Annotated in this window: 18 protein-coding genes; 4 read left to right on the top strand and 14 right to left on the bottom strand. The window is 49.6% G+C overall.

Annotation, left to right across the window (positions count from 1 at the left end):
- Positions 1 to 55: 55 nt before the first annotated feature.
- The 10 genes from ACXAGR_RS03080 to lpxD all read right to left on the bottom strand — a co-directional run bounded on the left by ACXAGR_RS03080 (position 56) and on the right by lpxD (position 8,539).
- The gene (locus ACXAGR_RS03080; protein WP_474842461.1) at positions 56 to 547 is read right to left on the bottom strand and encodes a phosphatidylglycerophosphatase A family protein; all 492 of its coding nucleotides are present in this window, start codon (positions 545 to 547) and stop codon (positions 56 to 58) included.
- On the bottom strand, positions 547 to 1,512 hold the full coding sequence (gene thiL / locus ACXAGR_RS03075) for a thiamine-phosphate kinase (RefSeq protein WP_349587900.1): 966 nt from the start codon (positions 1,510 to 1,512) through the stop codon (positions 547 to 549). Before thiL ends, ACXAGR_RS03080 begins: the two co-directional genes overlap by 1 nt.
- Positions 1,513 to 1,573: 61 nt before the next feature.
- Positions 1,574 to 1,993, bottom strand: coding sequence for a transcription antitermination factor NusB (gene nusB, locus ACXAGR_RS03070; RefSeq protein ID WP_119501924.1), 420 nt, complete (start codon positions 1,991 to 1,993; stop codon positions 1,574 to 1,576).
- Positions 1,994 to 2,004: 11 nt separating this feature from the next.
- A complete protein-coding gene (gene ribH, locus ACXAGR_RS03065; RefSeq protein ID WP_119501925.1) occupies positions 2,005 to 2,478 on the bottom strand; it encodes a 6,7-dimethyl-8-ribityllumazine synthase in 474 nt (157 codons plus the stop codon).
- Between the two features lie 85 nt (positions 2,479 to 2,563).
- Positions 2,564 to 3,664 carry a bifunctional 3,4-dihydroxy-2-butanone-4-phosphate synthase/GTP cyclohydrolase II gene (gene ribBA, locus ACXAGR_RS03060; RefSeq protein WP_119501926.1) on the bottom strand — a complete coding sequence of 367 codons (1,101 nt, stop codon included), beginning with the start codon at positions 3,662 to 3,664 and terminating at the stop codon, positions 2,564 to 2,566.
- A gap of 18 nt (positions 3,665 to 3,682) precedes the next feature.
- A complete protein-coding gene (locus tag ACXAGR_RS03055; protein ID WP_474848063.1) occupies positions 3,683 to 4,348 on the bottom strand; it encodes a riboflavin synthase in 666 nt (221 codons plus the stop codon).
- Between the two features lie 21 nt (positions 4,349 to 4,369).
- Positions 4,370 to 5,491 carry a bifunctional diaminohydroxyphosphoribosylaminopyrimidine deaminase/5-amino-6-(5-phosphoribosylamino)uracil reductase RibD gene (ribD, locus tag ACXAGR_RS03050; protein WP_474842467.1) on the bottom strand — a complete coding sequence of 374 codons (1,122 nt, stop codon included), beginning with the start codon at positions 5,489 to 5,491 and terminating at the stop codon, positions 4,370 to 4,372.
- Between the two features lie 8 nt (positions 5,492 to 5,499).
- On the bottom strand, positions 5,500 to 5,949 hold the full coding sequence (nrdR, locus tag ACXAGR_RS03045) for a transcriptional regulator NrdR (protein ID WP_119501929.1): 450 nt from the start codon (positions 5,947 to 5,949) through the stop codon (positions 5,500 to 5,502).
- Between the two features lie 102 nt (positions 5,950 to 6,051).
- On the bottom strand, positions 6,052 to 7,308 hold the full coding sequence (glyA, locus tag ACXAGR_RS03040; protein ID WP_303573109.1) for a serine hydroxymethyltransferase: 1,257 nt from the start codon (positions 7,306 to 7,308) through the stop codon (positions 6,052 to 6,054).
- Between the two features lie 193 nt (positions 7,309 to 7,501).
- Positions 7,502 to 8,539 (bottom strand): UDP-3-O-(3-hydroxymyristoyl)glucosamine N-acyltransferase, encoded by a 1,038-nt coding sequence (gene lpxD, locus ACXAGR_RS03035; protein ID WP_474842470.1) that lies wholly within the window; start codon positions 8,537 to 8,539, stop codon positions 7,502 to 7,504.
- A 219-nt stretch (positions 8,540 to 8,758) separates the two neighbouring features.
- Between lpxD and ettA the strand changes: the two genes are divergently transcribed.
- Both ettA and ACXAGR_RS03025 read left to right on the top strand, forming a co-directional pair.
- Complete coding sequence (gene ettA / locus ACXAGR_RS03030; protein WP_119501932.1) at positions 8,759 to 10,432, top strand: energy-dependent translational throttle protein EttA; 1,674 nt, start codon at positions 8,759 to 8,761, stop codon at positions 10,430 to 10,432.
- 143 nt (positions 10,433 to 10,575) lie between these two features.
- Positions 10,576 to 10,977, top strand: coding sequence for a PilZ domain-containing protein (locus ACXAGR_RS03025; RefSeq protein WP_474848061.1), 402 nt, complete (start codon positions 10,576 to 10,578; stop codon positions 10,975 to 10,977).
- Between the two features lie 4 nt (positions 10,978 to 10,981).
- Here ACXAGR_RS03025 and radA read toward each other — a convergent pair whose 3' ends face one another.
- Positions 10,982 to 12,346 (bottom strand): DNA repair protein RadA, encoded by a 1,365-nt coding sequence (radA, locus tag ACXAGR_RS03020; protein WP_474848059.1) that lies wholly within the window; start codon positions 12,344 to 12,346, stop codon positions 10,982 to 10,984.
- Between the two features lie 167 nt (positions 12,347 to 12,513).
- On the opposite strand from radA, the gene ACXAGR_RS03015 reads away from it, so the two are divergent.
- Positions 12,514 to 15,042, top strand: a complete 2,529-nt coding sequence (locus ACXAGR_RS03015) for a PilZ domain-containing protein (protein WP_474842476.1) — start codon at positions 12,514 to 12,516, stop codon at positions 15,040 to 15,042.
- Between the two features lie 54 nt (positions 15,043 to 15,096).
- On the opposite strand, the gene serB is transcribed toward ACXAGR_RS03015, so the two are convergent.
- On the bottom strand, positions 15,097 to 16,107 hold the full coding sequence (serB, locus tag ACXAGR_RS03010; protein ID WP_474848057.1) for a phosphoserine phosphatase SerB: 1,011 nt from the start codon (positions 16,105 to 16,107) through the stop codon (positions 15,097 to 15,099).
- Between the two features lie 135 nt (positions 16,108 to 16,242).
- Here serB and ACXAGR_RS03005 point away from each other — a divergent pair, with 135 nt between their 5' ends.
- On the top strand, positions 16,243 to 16,848 hold the full coding sequence (locus ACXAGR_RS03005; RefSeq protein ID WP_474848055.1) for a hypothetical protein: 606 nt from the start codon (positions 16,243 to 16,245) through the stop codon (positions 16,846 to 16,848).
- 10 nt (positions 16,849 to 16,858) lie between these two features.
- On the opposite strand, the gene ACXAGR_RS03000 is transcribed toward ACXAGR_RS03005, so the two are convergent.
- Both ACXAGR_RS03000 and pdxH read right to left on the bottom strand, forming a co-directional pair.
- Positions 16,859 to 17,623 (bottom strand): TatD family hydrolase, encoded by a 765-nt coding sequence (locus tag ACXAGR_RS03000; RefSeq protein WP_474848053.1) that lies wholly within the window; start codon positions 17,621 to 17,623, stop codon positions 16,859 to 16,861.
- A 14-nt stretch (positions 17,624 to 17,637) separates the two neighbouring features.
- Positions 17,638 to 18,276 carry a pyridoxamine 5'-phosphate oxidase gene (pdxH, locus tag ACXAGR_RS02995; protein WP_474848051.1) on the bottom strand — a complete coding sequence of 213 codons (639 nt, stop codon included), beginning with the start codon at positions 18,274 to 18,276 and terminating at the stop codon, positions 17,638 to 17,640.
- Between the last annotated feature and the right edge of the window lie 29 nt (positions 18,277 to 18,305).

Here is an 18,305-nt window from a genome sequence, read left to right as displayed (position 1 = left end):
GAAAAAGCCGTTCTGCTTCACACAGAACGGCTTTTTTTTCGATAAGCCCGTGAAGTTAACCTATGGCGGGAACCAGCCATATAAGAGCATGCAGGCACACACAAGCCATAATCCCCGCAAGAATATCATCCAGCATGATGCCAGGTCCCCCGTGAACCGTTTTATCAACCGGTCCGATAGGCCAGGGCTTCAAAATGTCAAAAATGCGAAACAACACGAAACCGGCAATAAGCGTAGACATACTCAGCGGAACAAATAGAAAAGTGAGAAGCATACCGGCCACTTCATCCCAGACGATGGAGCCGTGATCATGAACGCCCATATCTGTGGCAGTTTTACCGCAAAAGTAAACGCCGGCAATGCAGCTCAATATCGTCGCCGTGATAAAAATAAAGTTACCAGCCGGCGCAAGGAGCAGAATTAAGGGAATCGCTGCCAGAGAACCAAACGTCCCCGGCATCAACGGGATCAGACCGGAGCCAAAGCCCAGTGCACAAAAATGCACCGGATTTTTCATTGATACTCTTGCACGGTACTCAGGTTGCATTAAAAATCGTGCTCGTAGCCCGCAACGTCTTTCAGTTGATACGGCTCGTCATACAATTTTAAGTCTGTTTTGCCTGCCTGGCCGGTTACCTGACCGATACAGGTAGCCTTTACACCTGTGCTGGCCAGAGACGTTTCCAGATTGCCACGCTGCTCTTCGTTTACAGTGAACACCAGTTCATAATCATCACCGGCAGTCAGCGCATAACGGTAGGCATCCTGTGCACCCACACAATTGAACAAGGCCGAAGACACGGGTAAGCGGTCTACGTGTACAGTTGCACCGCAATTTGATGCTTTCAGAATGTGATTTAAATCAGCCAGCAGGCCGTCTGACACATCTATACAGGAAGAGGCAATGCGTCGCAGCGCCGCTCCGACAGCTACTCGCGGAGTGGGATACAAATGACGTTTAACCAGAAACTCCCTGTCTTCCTCTTTGGCTTCACGTGACCCTTTGAGAATATCCAGACCAGCGCCGGCATCACCGGTAGTGCCGGTCACATATATCCAGTCGCCGGGTCTCGCCGTGCTGCGCTTCAACGCTGCTTCGGGGGGAATAAAACCCTGCGCAGTGATAGTCATCGCCAGAGGACCGCGTACCGTGTCACCGCCAATGAGCTGCACAGAATAGTATCTGGTGAGCTCATACAGGCCACTGGCAAATTCTTCCATCCAGGCCTCGTCCACATGAGACATAGACAGGGAAAGAGAAATCCAGGCTGGCTCTGCACCCATTGCGGCGAGATCACTGAGATTAACAGCAACTGCTTTATAGGCAACGGATCTGGCAGGCGCATCTTTAAGGAAATGCACGCCGGACACCAGTGTATCAGTGGTAATGGCGAGCTGCTGATTTGCAGGAACAGACGTAACGGCACAGTCATCACCGATGCCGACGATTACGTCTTTTCGTTGATGGCCGCCATTTGCAAAGTAACGGCCAATAAGATCAAATTCTTTCACGTTTTACCGGTTAATTCAGTGTCGTCGTGTCATTACGTACAGGTACGTAAATAGATCGCTGTTAACGCTCGTGCTGACGTAACGTCTTCACCGCTTTATCTAACGCACCATTGATAAACTTATGGCTTTCTTCGGCACCAAAAGATTTAGCAAGTTCAATGGCTTCGTTAATAATTACACGATAAGGCACGTCCATGCGCTCAGTTAATTCATAGGTAGCAATACGCAGAATCGCTTTTTCGATAGGATCCAGTTCTTCCGGTAAACGGCCAAGGTATGGCTTAATTTTTACGTCTAATGCTTCTGCATTTTCCGCAACACCGCGCAACATGGCTTGGAAATACACCATGTCGACTTTCTGCATATCGTTACTGGTCGCAAGTGATAACTCCACCTGGGCGATATCGTTCTTGCTCATTTGCCATGAATAAACACCCTGAAGGGCAAGTTCTCTGGCTTTATGACGTGCGGATACTTTCACGTAACCCCCGGTTAAAGATCGTTAAGCGCTGAAACAACGTTCACCATCTCAAGGGCACCCAGTGCAGCTTCTGCACCTTTGTTCCCCGCTTTGGTACCGGAACGCTCAATAGCCTGTTCGATAGAATCTGTGGTGATAACACCGAAAGAGACCGGAATACCATACTCCAGTGATACTTGGGCCAGACCTTTGTTACACTCACCGGCAACAAAATCAAAGTGAGGCGTACCACCGCGGATCACCGCACCTAAAGCGATAATCGCATCGAACTGGCCTTTTTCTGCCAGTTTTTTCGCTGCTACAGGTAATTCATATGCACCCGGTACGCGAACCAGGGTGATGTCATTGTCGCTGACTTCACCGTGACGCTCTAACGTATCCAGCGCACCTTCAAGCAAGCTTTCTACAACAAAACTGTTGAAACGTGACACAACAATCGCGAATTTCTTGCCTGTCGCGCGAATATTACCTTCAATTACCTGCATGGTATTCCACCCCTATGAAAAAACGGCGCGCAGTATAGCATAACTGCGCGCAAACTAAATCGAATGTTCACGAATTACACGGGAACTAATTATGAATGTATTCCACCACATCCAGTCCGAAGCCGGACAGCGCATGGTATTTGACCGGCTTGCTGAGCAAACGCATTTTTTTAACGCCCATGGTCGCCAGAATCTGGCTGCCAACACCTACGGTACGTGATGAACCGGTCCAGGTTTTTCCTTCCGGCTTTTCACCACGGTCTTCTGCAGCAAATTGTCTGACCTGCCCTTCCAGGTCTTCTTCTTTACCCAGCACCACCAGCACACCACCCTCGTCTGCAATGCGCTTCATGGCATCAGGTAAAGTCATGGTACGGTTTATCGCGCGGGTAGAACCCAGTAAATCACTAAGCGTATTATGCAAGTGAACACGCACAAGTGTAGGTGTTTCCGGGTCAATGTCACCTTTCTTCAGCGCAAAGTGAATCTGATTATCGATAACATCTTTAAAGGTATGCAGTTCGAACTCACCATATTCCGTAGGCAGGCTGCACTGGGCAACTTTCTCTATTGTGGTTTCGTTCAGATTGCGATATTCAATCAGATCCGCAATTGTGCCGATTTTTATATCGTATTTTTCAGCGAATTTTTCGAGCTCAGGACGACGGGCCATGGTGCCGTCTTCATTGAGGATCTCGACAATAACAGCAGCTGGCTCACAGCCACCAAGGCGGGCAAGATCGACGCTTGCTTCGGTATGACCTGCACGATTCAGCACACCGCCTTCTTTAGCAATTAACGGAAAAATGTGGCCCGGCTGCACAATGTCAGTTGCTTTAGCATCTTTACCTACCGCGGCCAGAATCGTGGTCGCGCGGTCTGCAGCAGAAATACCGGTGGTTACGCCACGGGCTGCTTCAATGGAAACGGTAAAGGCGGTATGAAATTGTGCGCCGTTTTTATCTACCATCAGCGGTAAATTCAAACGTTCACAGCGCTCCTGCGTCATGGGCAGGCATACCAGTCCGCGGGCATGAGTAACCATAAAGTTAATCGCTTCCGGCGTCACATGCTCAGCGGCCATGATGATATCGCCTTCATTCTCGCGATCTTCATCGTCCATCAGGATAACCATTTTACCCTGACGGATATCTTCAATTATTTCAGCTGTGGTGTTGAGTGCCATAATTTCACTTATGTAGGGTTATTTTCTAAGAAAACCATTTTCGGCCAGGAAGGCCATACTAATGTCTTTTTTGGTGGTCTTTTCTGCTGCCTTATCACCCATCATCAGGCGTTCCAGATAGCGGGCAACCACGTCTACTTCCAGATTGACCCGACTGCCGGCTTTATACGTGCCGATAACCGTTTCCTGCAGGGTGTGAGGGATGATCCACAACATAAACTCATTGCCATCCACCTCATTCACAGTCAGGCTGACGCCGTCCACCGTGATACTGCCTTTATGGGCAATATACTTTGCTAACTCAGTGGGGGCAGAAATCCAGATTTCAATGTAAGTACTGTGTTTAACAATCTTTTTGACTTCACCAACGCCATCCACATGGCCGGATACAATATGACCACCAAAACGATCTGTGGGGCGCATGGCTTTTTCCAGATTCACGGTACTGCCGGGCTTATAATTGGCAAAACCGGTGTAACGGATGGTTTCGGCTGACACGTCAGCACAATAATAATCTGTACCGAAGTCGGTTACTGTGAGACAGACGCCGTTTGTGGCAATACTGTCGCCAAGGGCCACATCAGACATATCCAGCTTTTCCGACGACACAGTCAGCTTGATGTCTTCGCCCCGGTGATCAAGAGACTGAATCGTCCCCAGGGCCTGAATAATTCCGGTAAACATCGTATACCCTCTACAAAAGCGTTACTTAATTATATCGTATGACAAGCGGATATCAGGGCCGGTTTGCCGTACGTCAGTCAGTGACAGTACCGGCGTTTCATCCAGCGACACAAATTCATCCAGCGTGAGCATGCTTTGTGCTTTGTCACCTAACAGTTTGGACGCCTGATACACCACAAGCCGGTCAACTTCACCGGCAGTAAACAATGCACCGGCAAGACCCGGGCCGGCTTCCACCCACACATCATTAATTTGCCGCTCCCCCAGCTTCTCCATGAGCTGAGACAGGTCTATGTAATTGCCACGCATGGAGACGGCTAGTGCAGGGACACTGGTTTGCGGCGCAACTGGCTGACCGGTTACCCGCAGGGTTTTGTGTCCGTCTGTGAATAATTGCAGATCGTCCGGTAACCGGTTGTGGCTGTCTATCACGACCCTGAGCGGCTGCCTTACCGGCGAAACAGGATAATCAGAAAAATTGGCTTCATTTTCCCTGACCAGCAAAGACGGATTGTCGGCCAGTGCAGTGCCACTGCCGGTTAGAATGGCACAACTTGCAGCACGGTGTAATTGCACATCGCGACGGGATTCGGGACTGGTGATCCATTGACTGACGCCGTTAGACAACGCGATTTTGCCATCAAGACTGATACCCAGTTTTACCGTTACCCGCGGTTTGCCTGATACCATGCGTTTGATAAAACCGGGGTTCAATGCTGCCGATTCGGCCGCCAGAATATCAGACACCACATCAATGCCGGCATCCTGAAGTTTTTTTATGCCACGGCCGCTCACCTGAGGGTTCGGATCAGTCATGGCGATAACCACTCTGCTGACACCAGCCTCCACTAAAGCATCGGCACAGGGAGGCGTTCGTCCGAAATGACTGCAGGGCTCAAGTGTGACATAAGCCGTACCGCCACGGGCCTTATCGCCCGCTTCACGAAGAGCATGTACTTCCGCGTGGGGAGTGCCGGCCTGAATATGGTAACCCTGTCCGGCTAAGTCGCCGTTACTGTCAAGAATAATACAACCGACACGGGGATTCGGAGATGTGGTGAACTGACCCTGCGTAGCCAGTCTGATGGCTTTCGCCATCCAGGCGTAGTCCTGAGAAATGGAAACAGCTGACGTGGTTTTCATGGCGGTTATCAGTCTCCTAAACGGGCAATTTCCTCACCAAACTCACGAATATCTTCAAATGAGCGGTACACTGACGCAAACCGTACATAAGCGACTTTGTCCAGCACCTTCAGTGCATCCATAATCAGATTACCAAGGAATTCACTGGAGACTTCCCGTTCACCGGTAGCACGCAATGCAGACTTCAGCGACAAAATCACTTCTTCCACTTTCTCCGTGCTTACAGGGCGCTTTTCCAGTGCCCGCTGCAAACCGGCGCGTAGCTTATCTTCATTGAACGGCTCTCTCGAACCATCCCGTTTAATGACTCTCGGCATCACTAATTCAGCACTTTCAAAGGTAGTAAAGCGCTCGTGACAGATAACACATTCGCGACGGCGACGTACCTGATGCCCTTCTGCCACCAGACGGGAATCGATAACTTTGGTTTCCTGTGCCGAACAAAACGGGCAAAACATAGCAGGTCCTTTTAACAACAAAGCCGCCAGGCAGCACAGGCTGCTCTGACGGCATCAACTCTTACTGACTAAGAGCGGGGAATTTCATACTGATAAAGCGGCTTACCCGTAAACCGGGAACGCTTTACACAGTTCAACAACTTCACCTTTAACACGCTCAACAACACTTTCATCACCCATGTTGTCCAGAATGTCGCAGATCCAGGTCGCAACCTGTTTCGCCTGCTCTTCTTTGAAGCCACGACGGGTAATCGCCGGACTACCGATACGCAGACCACTGGTCACGAACGGTGAACGTGGATCTTTTGGTACAGAGTTTTTGTTTACAGTGATGTTTGCACGGCCAAGCGCGGCATCAGCGTCTTTACCTGTGATATCTTTCTTAATCAGATCCAGCAGGAACAGGTGGTTTTCAGTACCGCCTGACACTACGTCGTAACCACGCTCCAACACCACTTCAACCATGGCTTTTGCGTTTTTCACAACTTGCTGCTGATATTCTTTAAATTCAGGCTGAAGGGCTTCTTTGAACGCTACCGCTTTAGCTGCAATAACGTGACACAGAGGACCCCCCTGGTTGCCCGGGAATACAGAGCTGTTCAGCTTCTTGTAGATGTCTTCGTCGCCACAGGCAGACAGGATCAGACCACTCCGTGGACCCGCAAGGGTTTTGTGAGTCGTGGTAGTCACTACGTGTGCATGAGGCAGCGGGCTCGGATAGACACCGGCAGCAATCAGACCGGCAACGTGTGCCATGTCGACCAGCAGGTACGCACCTACTTTATCTGCGATTTCACGGAAACGGGCCCAGTCAACCACTTTTGAATAAGCAGAGAAACCACCGATAATCATCTTAGGCTTGTGCTCTAAGGCCAGTGCTTCAACCTGCTCGTAATCGATTTCGCCGGTTTCTTCATTCAGACCATATTGTACCGCGTTGTAGGTTTTACCTGAGAAATTTACGTGAGAACCGTGAGTTAAGTGACCGCCTTCAGACAGACTCATCCCCAGAACAGTATCACCGGCATTAATTAGAGCCATAAACGCAGCAGCGTTGGCCTGAGAGCCTGCATGGGGCTGAACGTTGGCGTACTCAGCACCAAACAGTTGCTTAGCACGGTCAATCGCCAGTTGCTCTACCACGTCTACATGCTCACAACCACCATAGTAACGCTTACCGGGATAACCTTCTGCGTACTTATTCGTTAACTGAGAGCCTTGCGCCTCCATGACACGTGGACTGCAATAGTTTTCTGATGCGATGAGCTCAATGTGATGCTCCTGACGCTCAGCTTCTTTGGCCATGGCATCTGCCAGTTCCGGATCGTAATCCGCAATAGTCATATCGCGAGGTAACATGAAGGCTCCTTACTCTGCGTTTTATGGACAGCTAAAAAATGAGGGGCATATTTTAGTCATTTTAAGCCGCATGTATACTGCTTTATGCCCGTTTCGTTTATATCCGCAGCGGCAGCATTTCTTAACACTGCCCTACCGCTTATACGCCGCGGCCTGCGGCCATATATAACGTTTAATTACAATTCAGAAAGATTTAACCTTTTTCCAGCGCTTTCACACGGTTAAAGAGATCATCGATCTGACGGGTCCGTACAGTCACTTTACGCCAGTCGCGGTTTTTCATGGCCGGCTGACCGGATGAATAAACGCCGGACTCGGTAATATCCTGCACAATCATGGTATAACCGGTTACCTGCACATTGTCGCAAATGCTGATATGTCCATTCACACCACAGCCTCCGCCAAGTATGACGTATTTGCCGATATGACAACTGCCAGCAATGCCTGTAGCGCCGCAAATACAGGAGTGATCACCAATGATACAGTTATGTCCTACCTGTACCTGGTTATCGATAATCACATTCTTACCGATGATGGTATCTTCCATTGCGCCACGGTCGATGCTGCTTGAAGCACCAATTTGTGAATCATCGCCAATCTGTACACTGCCGGTTTGCGGAATGGGCAGCCATGTTCCTTTGTCGTTTGCGTATCCAAAACCTGCCGCTCCAATAACGGTCTGGCTGTGAATAGTCACCCGCTTACCAATCACAATATCGTGATACACGGTGACGTTGGGATAAATGGTCGAACCCTCACCAATTTTCGTGCCTTTTCCAATCACGGTATTTGCGCCGATTCTGACGTTATCACCCAGCATGACATTATCTTCAACAATGACATTGTGACCCAGCGACACATTGGTTCCCAGCGTAGCAGAAGAAGCCACAACCGCTGTTTCAGCGATACCGGATGCCACCTCCGGGGTGGTGTCGAACAACTGGGCTATGCGGGCAAAGGCTGCGTGGGGATTACTGTGAACCAGCGCAGGAACCGGACAGTCGTCCAGCATTTTCTCATTCAAAATCACCGCTCCGGCGGCCGTATCAGCCAGTTGCGACTTATATTTTACGTTGGTCAGAAATGAAATCTGGTGGCCTTTGGACCCGGCCAGAGTGCCCACACCACTCAGCTTTGTTTCGTTGATACGGGCTTCATCACCCGCCACACTGCCACCCACGTGGTCAGCCAGCTCAGTTAAAGTGTATGTGCGTTTTGCGTGTGCCGTCATAGCTTAACCTGTTAGTCAATTTCCTGTGTGTATGGTAATGCAAAATCCCGGATTCGTCCTGACCCTCACCATTAATTTCCTGCCATCCGCCATGTAAACGTTCAAAATTAACCCATTATTGAAAATCACTGCTGGCTTTACTGGTCAGATTGAGGACAAAGCGAGTACAATAGATGGCATATCATTTACTTATATTGAAGCAAGGACACTGTTCGGAACATGTCATCACAATACGTATATTCCATGCACAGGGTTGGCAAAATTGTGCCACCCAACCGTCATATTTTAAAAGATATCTCTCTGAGCTTTTTCCCTGGCGCCAAAATCGGTGTTCTGGGTCTTAACGGTGCGGGTAAATCTACCCTGCTCCGCATCATGGCCGGCGTGGACACCGAAATAGAAGGTGAAGCCCGCCCGCAGCCGGGTATCAACATTGGTTACCTGCCACAGGAACCTAAGCTGGACGAGTCCAAAGACGTACGCGGCAACATCGAAGAAGCGGTTGCTGATGTAAAACACGCCCTTACCCGTCTTGATGAAGTGTATGCCGCCTACGCCGAAGCAGACGCCGATTTTGATGCGCTGGCAAAGGAACAAGGTGAGCTGGAAGCGATTATTCAGGCGAAGGACGGTCATAACCTGGACAACGCCCTGGAACGTGCTGCGGATGCCCTGCGTCTGCCGCCATGGGACGCCGATGTTTCCAAACTGTCCGGTGGTGAACGCCGCCGTGTAGCATTGTGTCGCCTGCTGCTTGAGAAGCCGGATATGCTGCTGCTTGACGAACCGACTAACCACCTGGACGCAGAATCTGTTGCCTGGCTGGAACGCTTCCTTCACGACTATGAAGGTACTGTGGTAGCCATTACCCACGACCGTTATTTCCTTGATAACGTTGCCGGCTGGATCCTGGAACTCGACCGTGGTCACGGTATTCCGTGGGAAGGTAACTATTCATCCTGGCTGGAACAGAAAGAAGCCCGTCTTGCCCAGGAAGAACGCACTGAAAATGCCCGCGTGAAATCCATGAAACAGGAACTGGAATGGGTGCGCTCGAACCCGAAAGGCCGTCATGCTAAATCGAAAGCACGTATGGCCCGCTTCGAAGAAATGTCCACGTCTGATTACCAGAAACGTAATGAAACCAATGAGCTGTTCATTCCACCGGGTGAGCGCCTGGGCGATAAAGTCATTGAAGTGAAGCACCTGAAGAAAGCTTACGGTGACCGTGTACTTATCGATGATATGGACTTCGTAGTACCGAAAGGCGCTATCGTCGGTATTATCGGTCCTAACGGTGCGGGTAAATCTACCCTGTTCAAAATGATCTCAGGTCAGGAGCAGCCGGACGAAGGTGAAGTGGTTATTGGTGATACCGTTCATCTTGCCAGTGTGGAGCAGTTCCGCGACCACATGAATGACAAGAATACAGTGTGGAAAGAAATCTCTGACGATTCTGACATTATCCGCATCGGTAACTTTGAAATTAACAGCCGCGCTTACTGCAGCCGCTTTAACTTCCGTGGCAGCGACCAGCAAAAGTTCATCGGCGATCTGTCCGGTGGTGAGCGCAACCGTGTTCACCTGGCCAAACTGCTGAAAGCCGGCGGCAACGTGTTGCTGCTCGATGAACCGACCAACGACCTGGACGTTGAAACCCTGCGTGCACTGGAAAATGCCTTATTGGAATTCCCGGGCTGTGCCATGGTTATCTCGCACGATCGCTGGTTCCTCGACCGCGTAGCCACGCATATCATTGACTACCGCGATGAAGGTAAAGTTAACTTCTTTGAAGGAAACTACACCGACTACGAAACCTGGCTGAAAGAAAACTTCGGACAGGATGTGGTAGAGCCGCACCGCCTGAAATATAAGCGTATGGCGAAGAAGTAATACACAGGCCCCGCATTTGCGGGGCTTTTACTATCTGGTTGATTAATTTTCCGGCTTTCACAGGATTAATTTGAACGATCAGGTTGACCTTACCCCGTTGTTTACACTAATAATTAAGGGGTAAGTTATCAGGAAGAACAATTGTGGATAAACGACAGTTTCAGCGTGTAGATTTAAAGGTACCGGGAGAGCTCAGTCTCCACGGTAACAGCATACCTGTTACTGTTGAGGATGTATCACTGCAGGGCCTGCGCCTCAGCGCTGCAGAAGCCATGTTGGACATGTTGCCCTTCGACAGTCACGACCCTTACACAGTGATGTTTAAAGCAAATCCCGACAGTCCGTTAATGACACTGTATCTGATCCAGCTTTACCGCCAGTCTCCGCAAAAAGCCGGCGTCATTTATGTCGGCTGTAAAGTTGATCACATCGATGTGGAATGTCTCGCCGAACTGCGCCGCCTGATCAACCTGAACAGCGGCGACGATGCGCTAAGCGATAAAGACATGGACGCCCTGCTCAATGCAGTCTATCCCGGCAACTGAATGCTTAGCTGAGTGCATCCAGCGCTTCTGACAATTGACTCACCGGCACGACTTGCAATCCGGCTACCGGCTGTTTGGGCGCATTGGATTTGGGTACGATAGCCCGTTTAAAACCGTGCTTGGCGGCTTCTGTGATCCGCTCACTGCCGTTCGGTACCGGTCTGATTTCACCGGCCAGACCCACCTCACCAAATACAATCAAATCTTTTGGTAAAGCACGATTGCGGAAACTGCTGACCATCGCCAGCAATAAGGCTAAGTCAGCACTGGTTTCTGAAATTTTTACACCACCCACCACATTAACAAATACGTCCTGATCGTTCATCTGTACATTACCGTGACGGTGCAACACTGCCAGTAACATGGCGAGCCGGTTTTGTTCCAGACCGACTGCAATCCGGCGGGGATTAGCCATCTGCGAATAGTCCACCAGCGCCTGAATCTCTACCAGCAACGGTCTGGTGCCCTCCCAGACTACCATCACACTTGAACCCGGCGCCTGATTTTCCCCCCGGCTGAGGAAAATAGCGGAAGGATTGCTAACTTCTTTAAGACCTCTTTCCGTCATGCCGAAAACGCCAAGCTCATTAACAGCACCGAAACGGTTCTTATGACTGCGTAATGTTCTGAAGCGCCCGTCACTCTCACCTTCCAGCATCATTGAACAGTCGATACAGTGCTCAAGGACTTTCGGGCCGGCCAGATTGCCATCTTTCGTTACGTGGCCAACGATAAACATGGCGATATGATGTTGTTTCGCAAAACGGGTCAGATAAGCGGCACTTTCCCTCACCTGCGATACACTGCCGGGAGCTGACTGTACATCAGCTACATTCATTACCTGAATCGAATCAATAACCATAATTTTAGGCTGTTGTGTCAGTGCCAGTTCGCAGATAGTCTCCACATTGGTTTCTGCCAGCATCATCAGCTTATCAGTGGGCAACCCTAATCTTTGAGCGCGCATGGCCACCTGTTGCAACGACTCTTCACCGGTAACGTAAAGCGCGCTGCGTTCTTTGGCTAACTGACACATCACCTGCAGTAACAGTGTACTTTTACCGGCACCGGGTGAACCGCCTATTAACATAGCCGCGCCGGGTACAATGCCACCGCCAAGTACCCGGTCCAGCTCTTTGAAGCCGGAGCTGAATCTGGGTAATGCTTCCAGATCGATGGCATTAAGAGGTTCTATACGGGCATTCGTCTGACCGGCGTAACCGCTGAATCCGGCCTTTGCTGTTTTAGCAGGGGAAACCACAAACTCTGAAATGGTGTTCCAGGATTTGCATTCGCTGCATTGTCCCTGCCACCTTGGAAACTCTGCGCCACAGTCAGAACAGACGTAGGCTGTTTTACGTTTTGCCATTTGAATTAATTTAAAGGTATTATTTTGGGCTATTCTAACGTTATTATGAAGGCACTGCATACCGTATTAAAGTAGGGATGGAGTCCGGGTAAATGTTCACTTACAGTCTCAGCGAAGTCTGCCGATAAGAAATACAACAGGGCAGCCAATTAAGATCAGTAGTTAAAATGGAAAAAGAACTTCAGCAATATGCAGACATCATAGAGCAGCTGAAATCATCAATCGGCGCCCCTGAATTCAATCAAGTTTTGATGCAACTGACGCAGAACCTTCCGTCAGAAAAACGCTTTCTCATCAAAATGGAGTTGAAAAGACTGGCCAAGCCCTGTGTACGCTCAATTGATCTGCGCGGTCAGGTGGACGGTGAATGCAAGCTTTTCGAATACCGTGGCAGGAAGCACTATCTCGATGACGTTGCCATAGACGTTTTTAACCGCCAGGTGAATATCTTCGGAAATTACACCTTTGGTGTTTACGAAACGGTGATGGCAACAGAAAATAACTTCAGAGTGATGCGGGAGCGGGCTGAACAACAAGCTCTGCAGGGCACGGTTAAATCTGACGCTGAAACCAAACAGGAAAATCTTCATCAGTACTCCATTCCTGTTGTTAATTTGCTGAACTATGCTCACCGTAATCAGGAACGGATGAACTTTGCTGTCGCAGTTGAAATACAGGATGAGAGCGGTAGTCAGTACAAAGCCAGTAGTGTGGATATTTCTACTGAAGGGCTCAGGTTGAAGTTACCGAAAGAATACCGCTTCCGGCCAGAACAGAAGTTACACATATTCTTCCGGGGCCTGGAAGATGAGTTTGCCATGGATAAGCGCTCGGGTATTGTTTATGAAGTCATTACCACCAAGTTTGAAAAATCAAATTATTACCTCATTCTTAAACGTAACCGTCAATTCCCTTCCCCGTCATTCGACAAGTTTCTCGATAACTTCATTCATGGCAACAAACGCCGTTATAAAGTTAACCTGACGAACACCATTGATGCCATCGTCAATAAAACTGCAGAGCAGTATATTTCCCCCTGTAGTCCGTCGCTGCCGGTATTCATCGACAGTATCAATGACGCATTGCTTCCCCGTTATGCCATGCTCAATACCATCAACAAGGATATCCTGGATTACTGGAAGGATGAGACCGGTGAGATCAAACTGGGCTATTTGCTGAAACCTTCGCGACTGGCAAAATTGCAGGCTGATGCAGATAAACATAACGAACTGTATGTTTATTGTTTCACCCACATCCAGAACGGTGCGGTGTATTTCTACTCGGCGTCCACACGTGAACTGGAACAAAAAGAATCACTCAAGTCTGTTTTCATCGGATTTGGTTCCCGGAAAGTCAGCTGGCGGGTATTTAAACTGACAATTAGCACCATGTCACCGGATGAAGCGCATTGTCCGCTTTCTATTCCGGATGACGTAGGCAGTGTGGCAAAGAAACAAAACACGCCGCCTTCAGCCCGCCTGATGGCAAAACTAAAACGTCTTCAATACCTTGTGCATATTACAGATGTCACCTCTGAAAGCGGACAACGGCAATATGCGGCGTTAAAATTTGACCGTAGTAACCTCGCCCATCTTCGCATTTTTGCTCACCCCAGAAATAAGCAACCGGCCCCTATCCGCCCTTATCGTTATCGTTTTCAGGAACAACGGATGGAAACCCGCTACATTCTGCGGTCGCCAGTTGTGTTAAGTGGCCTGAATGAAACCATGCAGTGCAAGGGGATTTCTGAAGATATCTCCATATCCGGCCTGCGCCTTGAAATTCCCGGCGAGTTTGACGGAGAAAAAGGCAGCCTGGTGAAAATTGCGCTGCCTGAACTGCAAGCGCTGACGACCAGGCACGATGTGACCGGATTGATTTACGAAGTGGTTTATTACAATACAGACCGCAATATTGTGCATCTTCGTGCCGCCGAAGGTGAACCGGGCGCTGCAGCCAGAAAGTTTTTTGATAATCTGATCAAGCAGAACAAACAGGCACTGCAAACCTATCCGGAAGAAGAGGAAATTCCGGGTATCGGTCATGCCCTGCGTTGTATTAACGCCCGTCACACACCTAATTTCGCTTTTCTGCTGGCCAAAAACGGTATTCGCTACGAGGCGGATATGGCTGTCATGAACGGAGTGAATTCTGTATCAGCACGCATGCTGACCCATTTCACCGGCAGTCGTAAAACCAACGTTGAGTTTCTCTACCGGGATAAGAACCTGGAAGCTCCGCTCATGCTTCATGGCATTAAAACCATGAGACTGGAAAATCAGCCATTACGGCAAGAGCTTTTTGTTGCTTATGATCCGGCCCGTAAGAACAGCAAACTGGCCATATTGCCTAAGCTGGATAAAGATTTTGCCAATGATGACACCAGAAAGTCCTTTATCACTGAAGCGCTGGCAAGAGGTCACTTTATTGCCATGCAGGTTATTTTAACGACCACAGGTAAACCGGATCTGGACATGCTGCAAGCCGAATTAAGCTATGTCAGCATGTACGCATTGCACCGCGCTAAAGAACTGGAAGAGAAGATCTGGGGTATGGGCGCATCTGTGCACCTTGTCGATATGACCAGCGAAGTAATGACGCGTTTTGGCTATGACAAAGCAACCATATCCCGTAACAGTCAGCTAAGAGCCGTCAGCGAATCGACAGCGCAGATTGAAAAAATCCTCAACAATTAAACAAAGAAGGCATGCTCACGGCATGCCTTCATCGCTTTGCTCTGTTTCAGGTTGTTATTCAGCCAGCAAATACAACATGCCGTGCAAACCTGAGAACCGGATGGCCGTATCAGCTTTTTCCCTTACCAGCGGTTTAGCATGACAAGCCACACCCAATGCTGCTTTTGCCATCATTACCAGATCATTAGCGCCGTCTCCCATAGCGACGGTTTGTGACATAGGTATTTGCCATTCGCTGGCCAGAGACTCAACCGTGCGCGCTTTCACTTCAGCATCCACGATTTCACCGGTCACCTCTCCGGCAAGCTCGTCGCCATCGGTTTTCAAGGTATTGGAGAATGCTGCATCCAGGCCAAGCCGTTCTTTTACGTGATCGGCAAAATAAGTGAACCCGCCGGAGGCAATAGCGATTTTCCAGCCATGCTCTTTTAACACGGATACCAGTGGTACAACGCCCGGCATTAACGGAATACTGTCACGGATTTGGGCCAGCTGTGAAACCGGTACACCTTTCAGGCAGGCCACCCGTGATATTAAACTTTCACTAAAAGCCAGTTCCCCGCGCATGGCCCTTGCGGTTACAGCGGCAACCTTGTCACCGAGGCCGGCCAGTTTGGCTATCTCATCAATACACTCAATTTGTATGATGGTGCTGTCCATGTCCATCACCAGCAAACCGGGCGCAGACAACGATGGCCGGGCAGCCTGAACCACTACATCTACCCACAACGATTCAGCCAGTTTTTCCAACAGCGGCTTTAACGCCGGCACATCAGCCGTTGTTATTGAACCCGTTACGACGGTTTCGTGGAACTTACCGCTAAGGGCATGTAACCGGAAACCGGAAAGCGTTGCGACTGGTGCCAGTGCGTCAGACACTTTTTCAAGTTGCCAGGCGGTCAGCGCCGGCGCATAGACAGTGATAACAGCGTCATTATTGTCTGAAGAGACTGCACCTGTGCTCTGCCACTGGCCGCCTGAAAAAACGATGCCGGCGGGATGCGTTTCCAGCGCAGTTATTAGCGCAGCATGAGAATGTACTGAAGATAAAGCTACTGAATTCAATGTAAGAGGTTCCGCTACTCAAAGTATGCGTATCCTAGCGAATTCAGTGACCGGGGAAAACTGCCATTTATGAATAGATTATGCTCATGATGGCAAAAACGGTATTATGACGGCAAATGCGCTTTTTCTCTGACTATGACTGATAAATACGCGGCCTGGAGAACACCGGCCCCGGAAAAGAAACACTGGTTTGCCTGGTTGCAACGCAGAAGTGTGCACATTACTGCATTCACCCTGCTGATTATGGCACTGGTGAGCCTGTGTGTGATTGAGTCGCGGCATGCTTTACGTGAAGCGGGACAGGCAGCGTCAGTCCCGGTCGACGTGCTGGGCGAACAATACGCCCTTATTCTGGCAGGTCCGGTTTATTCAAAGAATGGCGATGTCATTGCACTACATTTAAGCCGCCTTGCAGAAACAAACTTCATTCTCGCTGCGGCAGTATTCGATAATAAAGGCAAACGCCTCGGTGTGGTGACACAGAAATCTTCAGTAACTGAAGAGTCTCCGGAACAAAATCAGCTGGTAAGATTATTTCCCGTAAAAGACGATCACGGCAGTCAAACCGGCGTGTTGCAGATCACCGTGGACATAGCCTGGCTTCTCAACGACGAATACGCACTAATGCAGTCTGAACGTGCAATTCAGGCGGGGATCTTAATGACCGGATTTTTTGCCGGATGCATTCTGACCGCAGCGGGCTGGCGATACCGCTACTATTTTATCAATAAAATGCGTTAGCCAGTGCAGCTCAGGCCTGAACAAACAGGTCACGGAAATTGGCAGTGGTCTTCCTTGTAACCTCAGCCACAGACACACCAAATGCTTCTGCCAGCACCTGAGCAATTTGCACCAGCCGCGCCGGTTCATTCCGTTGCCCCTGAAACCCTAGCAGGGGCATGTCCGGAGAATCGGTTTCCAGCAGAATATTATCCAGCCCGGTCTCAACCAGAGCATCCAGTGTTTTCTTACCACGGGGATAGGTAATTGTGCCCCCTGCACCTAATTTAAAGCCCATTTCAACATACTGAGCAGCGACCTGTGTATTGCCGGAAAAAGCATGCACCACACCGCCACAGAAAAAGCCTGCCTGTTTAATCATTGCGGGCAAACGATGATGAGTTTTAAGGTGGTGAAGGACAACCGGTAATTCACACTGCTTTGCCACCTCCAGTTGTGCATGCAACCACTTCTCCTGTTCCGCAAGAGGTAGTCCGATTGTGGCATCAAGACCTATTTCGCCAATAGCGCATACTGACTGGCGGTGTTCTGCTACCGCCTTTTGCAATTTTAACACCGCATCATCAAGGGAACCGCGAATAAACCAGGGGTGGATGCCAAAGGCGAGGAAGATATCAGAATGGCGGGCCTGGATGGCAAGCTGTATTTCCCAGCCTGCCGGTGTGGTGCCGGGGATCAGGAAGCCACTGATCCCTGCCTCCCCTGCCCGTTTAAGCACACCGTTAAGATCATGCGCAAAGGCGGGTAAATCAAGGTGACAGTGGCTGTCTATCATGTTGCGGGCTTATCTCAGGGCATAAGCCGCTGAGTACTCCATGTACCGTCTTCTGTTTTATTGTATTCGAAACGATCGTGAAGCCGGTCTTCACCACCCTGCCAGAATTCAATCTGATGCGGCTTTACACGGAAACCTCCCCAGAAATCCGGCACAGGAAGTTCTTTATTAGCAAACTTGTTTTTTAGTTGCTGAAATTGTGTCATCAGCAATTTACGGGTTGCAATGGGTTGGCTTTGTTTTGACGCGTAAGCTGCCAGCTGGCTGTCTTTCGGGCGGGAAAAGAAGTACTTTGCATTTTCCGCAGTACTCAATTTTTCGGCCACGCCGCATATCCGCACCTGCCGCTCCATGAAAAACCAGGGAAAATGCAGCGAGATTTTATTATTCTGTCCCAGCTCTCTGGCCTTACGGCTGCCAAGGTTGGTATAGAATAAAAAGCCTTCTTCACTCACATCTTTCAGCAGCACAATACGCTGAGATGGCTGTCCGCTGCTGTCTACAGTTGCCACCGTCATGGCTGTAGGATCCGGAATATTTGCGTTAATGGCATCGTTCAGCCACTGCCGGAACAACGCTACCGGATGCTCAGTTAACTGAGTATCATCCAGACGGCCAGCAGAATATTGCCGCCGCATATCAGAAAGAGACATAGCACCTCCTTACAACGATGAAACAAAAA

Source organism: Alteromonas sp. ABH4_457, from assembly GCF_056160625.1.
The sequence above is the reverse complement of the archived record's forward strand: the minus strand, read 5'-3'. Positions and strand labels throughout refer to the sequence as shown.

Excerpts from the sequence above, each read along its gene's own strand:
- ACXAGR_RS03015 (WP_474842476.1), top strand. The coding sequence starts at position 12,514 with ATGGAAAAAGAACTTCAGCAATATGCAGACATCATAGAGCAGCTGAAA.
- glyA (WP_303573109.1), bottom strand. The coding sequence starts at position 7,308 with ATGTTACCTCGCGATATGACTATTGCGGATTACGATCCGGAACTGGCA.
- radA (WP_474848059.1), bottom strand. The coding sequence starts at position 12,346 with ATGGCAAAACGTAAAACAGCCTACGTCTGTTCTGACTGTGGCGCAGAG.
- lpxD (WP_474842470.1), bottom strand. The coding sequence starts at position 8,539 with ATGACGGCACACGCAAAACGCACATACACTTTAACTGAGCTGGCTGAC.
- ribBA (WP_119501926.1), bottom strand. The coding sequence starts at position 3,664 with ATGGCACTCAACACCACAGCTGAAATAATTGAAGATATCCGTCAGGGT.
- ettA (WP_119501932.1), top strand. The coding sequence starts at position 8,759 with ATGTCATCACAATACGTATATTCCATGCACAGGGTTGGCAAAATTGTG.
- ACXAGR_RS03080 (WP_474842461.1), bottom strand. The coding sequence starts at position 547 with ATGCAACCTGAGTACCGTGCAAGAGTATCAATGAAAAATCCGGTGCAT.
- ACXAGR_RS03005 (WP_474848055.1), top strand. The coding sequence starts at position 16,243 with ATGACTGATAAATACGCGGCCTGGAGAACACCGGCCCCGGAAAAGAAA.
- pdxH (WP_474848051.1), bottom strand. The coding sequence starts at position 18,276 with ATGTCTCTTTCTGATATGCGGCGGCAATATTCTGCTGGCCGTCTGGAT.
- ACXAGR_RS03000 (WP_474848053.1), bottom strand. The coding sequence starts at position 17,623 with ATGATAGACAGCCACTGTCACCTTGATTTACCCGCCTTTGCGCATGAT.
- nrdR (WP_119501929.1), bottom strand. The coding sequence starts at position 5,949 with ATGTTTTGCCCGTTTTGTTCGGCACAGGAAACCAAAGTTATCGATTCC.
- ribH (WP_119501925.1), bottom strand. The coding sequence starts at position 2,478 with ATGCAGGTAATTGAAGGTAATATTCGCGCGACAGGCAAGAAATTCGCG.
- ACXAGR_RS03055 (WP_474848063.1), bottom strand. The coding sequence starts at position 4,348 with ATGTTTACCGGAATTATTCAGGCCCTGGGGACGATTCAGTCTCTTGAT.
- ribD (WP_474842467.1), bottom strand. The coding sequence starts at position 5,491 with ATGAAAACCACGTCAGCTGTTTCCATTTCTCAGGACTACGCCTGGATG.